Annotated in this window: 1 protein-coding gene; it reads right to left on the bottom strand. The window is 68.1% G+C overall.

Annotated features, from left to right (window positions below):
- Positions 1-636 (bottom strand): helicase-related protein (locus tag EN991_RS38760; protein WP_164769789.1); only part of this gene is annotated, 636 nt, incomplete at both ends.

Genomic DNA, 636 nt, shown 5'->3' with positions numbered 1-636 from the left:
CGTTCGGTGAGGAGCACGGCGAACATTGCCGCCTCGAAGGCATGGCCGCTCCGGGATGCCTCGGCAACCATATGCGCCAACCGCACCGGCAGAGCGAGCTTGCGCATCGCTGCACCCGCCTCCGTCAGGCGCCCCGTGTGGTCGATGGCATCCAGCGCGCGCAGTAGCCCCCTTGCCTCATTGAGGGCCGGAACAGGCGGCGGATCGAGAAAAGCAAGCGCTGACGGATCGGCAACGCCGAAGGCAGCACAATCGAGCAGCAGTCCGGACAGATCGGCCTCAAGGATTTCCGGCGGCGTGAAAGCAGGAAGTGCAGCCGTTTGCTCGGCCCGCCACAGCCGGATGGCGACGCCTGGCTGCGTGCGCCCGGCACGGCCGGCGCGCTGGTCGGCGGAAGCCTTGCTGACACGCACGGTCTCCAGTCGGGTCAAGCCACTGGCCGGCTCATAGCGCGGCAGCCGCGACAGGCCGGAATCGATGACGACGCGCACGCCGTCGATGGTGATCGAGGTTTCGGCTATCGAGGTGGCCAGCACCACCTTGCGGCGGCCCGATGTTGCCGGCTTGATCGCCGCGTCCTGCGCCTTGCCGTCCAGCATGCCGTAGAGCGGGACGATGTCGGTATCGGTGCCGACC

Origin of the sequence: Mesorhizobium sp. M7A.F.Ca.US.005.03.2.1 (assembly GCF_003997795.1) — a bacterium.
GTDB classification, from domain to species: Bacteria; Pseudomonadota; Alphaproteobacteria; order Rhizobiales; family Rhizobiaceae; genus Mesorhizobium; species Mesorhizobium ciceri.
This window is presented reverse-complemented; position numbering and strand designations above follow the sequence as displayed.